The organism is Candidatus Methylomirabilota bacterium (assembly GCA_036005065.1).
GTDB lineage: Bacteria > Methylomirabilota > Methylomirabilia > Rokubacteriales > DASRDR01 > DASYQW01.
Genome location: DASYQW010000031.1, coordinates 1 through 2,133, shown reverse-complemented (window position 1 = coordinate 2,133; position 2,133 = coordinate 1). Strand labels below are relative to the sequence as shown.

Here is a 2,133-nt window from a genome sequence, read left to right as displayed (position 1 = left end):
GCGTGTACAGCACGCCATGGTCGGAGACGAGCTCGATGGTCGAGCCCTCGGGGAGCAGGCCGAGCAGCACGGTGGTGATCGACCCGGCGGTCTCGCCGTTGCCGATCACGCACACCTCGACCGGGCCGCCGCGCTCCAGCGCCTCCTCGCTGGTCCAGAAGGTCCGGCCGTCGAGGATGCGCGGATGGTCGTCGGGCTGGCCGGGCAGGCGGAGTGGCCTCCCTGGCCCAGTGAGCACCAGGCCGTCGCAGCCGAAATGGACCCGGTCGCCCGCCGGCGCGCGGGCGGAAAGGCGCCAGCGGCCGTCGGCGAGGTCGATGCCGTCGACTGCGGCGAGGATCGGCTCGACGGGTACCCGCGCGGCGACCCAGCCCAGGTACCGGCTCCACTGGCGGTGGCTGGGGCGAGGCCGCCCGCGGTCGACCCAGTCCGCGAAGCCCTCCTGGTGGATGAGATAGCTCTGCCAGGACCAGCGGCCCATCTCATGGCCGACTCGTTCGGAGTCCGCGCCCCAGGTGTGAGCGTAGGGGAAGCCGACGTCCTTCTCCGGTTCGGTGCTGAGCAACTGGCGGCCGTCGGTGTACCCGGCATCGCCCGTCCAGTTGGCGGCGACGCCCCGGCGGTCGACCACCAGGAGGTCAGGCACGTCCCGGCCGATCCGGGCCAGCGCCACGCGCTTGGCCGCGATCGCGAGCCCCTTCGGGCCGGCGCCGAGGACGGCGAGCGTCGCCCGGCCGGCGGTGTGCTCGTGCATCTCGGATCCCCTCGCACGGCGCCGTCCATCCCACTGCACCGGTCGATTGTGCCCGAAGGAGCCACCGGCCCGTGCGTGGGGTGTTCCCGGACTTGTATCACCCGAATCAGGTGATGACGGTTCCCTCGATCGCGGAGACAGTCTGTTGGTCAACACACGAGCCCGTTCAGCGGGCGAGGGAGGGGGCGACATGGCGATCGGGCCTGTGCAGCTACTGGTGCTGGGCTTCAACCAGCCCGATTTCCAGGGCGAGATCCAGGCGGAACTGGATCGGCTCCGGGAGAACGACCTGGTGCGGGTGATCGACGCGCTGGCCGTCTACAAGGACGCACAGGGCAACGTGGCGGCGCTGAAGGAAAGCCAACTGAGCTCCGAGGAGCGGGCGGAGCTGGGCGCCACGGTCGGCGCGCTGGTCGGGCTCGGCGCGGGCGGCGAGGAGGGCATGCGGGCCGGCGCCGAGATGGGCGCGAGCGTCGCGGAGGAGGGCGACGGCCCGCTCAGCGAGGAAGAGGCCTGGGACGTGGTCGCGGAGATCCCGACGGACACCGCGGCGGCGCTGATCCTGCTCGAGCACCGCTGGGCGATCCCGCTGCGGAACGCGATCGCGCGGGCGAGCGGGTTCCGGCTGGCGTCGGAGTTCATCAGCCCGCTCGACCTGGTCTCCCTTGGTCTGGTACAAGCCGAGGAGGCCGAGGCGATGGCGACCGCTGACCGCGGCGCGATCTGACCTCGACAGGAAGCAGAGGAGGACCCACCATGCTTGGACAGAACCGTCGAATCCGTCGCACCGGGCGGCGGGTTGGACGGCGAACCGCACGCCGGGTGGTTCGCCGTGGCTTCTGACGACCTGGACGGGGTCGCGCGCCGGCTCGCCGAGCAGGCGCGCCCGACCCTTGGGGCGGAGGGCTTCACCGACGAGCGGATCGACGAGCTGGCCTTCGCCTTCGTGAACGACCACGTCGGCGAGGGCGACGACCAGTTCGTCAACTGGGCGATCGCCGAGGGACCCTTCGGCCTGGACCCCGAAGAGGGCTTCTGACGCCGGCCGCCAGATGGCGGCGCTGACCCGCTGAGCGGCGGCTACCCCTTGGTGAGCCGGCCGTTGGTGAGCCGGCACGCGGTCATCCACAACTCGGGGTCGAAGGTGCGGCCACGCTCCGGGTCGCGAACGACCCATAGCGCGCATTCCTCGATCGCCTGGACGAGCAGGCCGTGGAGCAGCTCGTCGCGCCCCGGGGTGCAGGCCTGCGCGATCCCCTCGACGGCGTCGCAGACGATGCTGGGCGCCGCGTGCTTGCGGAAGTGCTTCGCGGAGGTCCGGACACCGTTGGTGAAGCGGTCGGCCCATTTCGCCGCGTGCGGGGCCCGCGCCAGCGCTG

Annotated in this window: 4 protein-coding genes; 2 read left to right on the top strand and 2 right to left on the bottom strand. The window is 71.9% G+C overall.

Annotation, left to right across the window (positions count from 1 at the left end; genetic code table 11):
• On the bottom strand, positions 1-754 hold a 754-nt coding region (locus VGW35_01935; GenBank protein HEV8306401.1), incomplete at its 3' end, for a SidA/IucD/PvdA family monooxygenase.
• Between the two features lie 190 nt (positions 755-944).
• Between VGW35_01935 and VGW35_01930 the strand changes: the two genes are divergently transcribed.
• Positions 945-1,481: a hypothetical protein gene (locus VGW35_01930; protein HEV8306400.1), complete on the top strand. Its 537-nt coding sequence runs from the start codon at positions 945-947 to the stop codon at positions 1,479-1,481.
• A 105-nt stretch (positions 1,482-1,586) separates the two neighbouring features.
• Positions 1,587-1,793, top strand: a complete 207-nt coding sequence (locus VGW35_01925) for a hypothetical protein (protein ID HEV8306399.1) — start codon at positions 1,587-1,589, stop codon at positions 1,791-1,793.
• Positions 1,794-1,834: 41 nt separating this feature from the next.
• Here VGW35_01925 and VGW35_01920 read toward each other — a convergent pair.
• The coding region (locus VGW35_01920) for a hypothetical protein (protein ID HEV8306398.1) at positions 1,835-2,133 on the bottom strand (299 nt) is incomplete at its 5' end.

Coding starts and splice junctions, on each gene's coding strand:
- VGW35_01930 (HEV8306400.1), top strand. CDS start 945: ATGGCGATCGGGCCTGTGCAGCTACTGGTGCTGGGCTTCAACCAGCCC.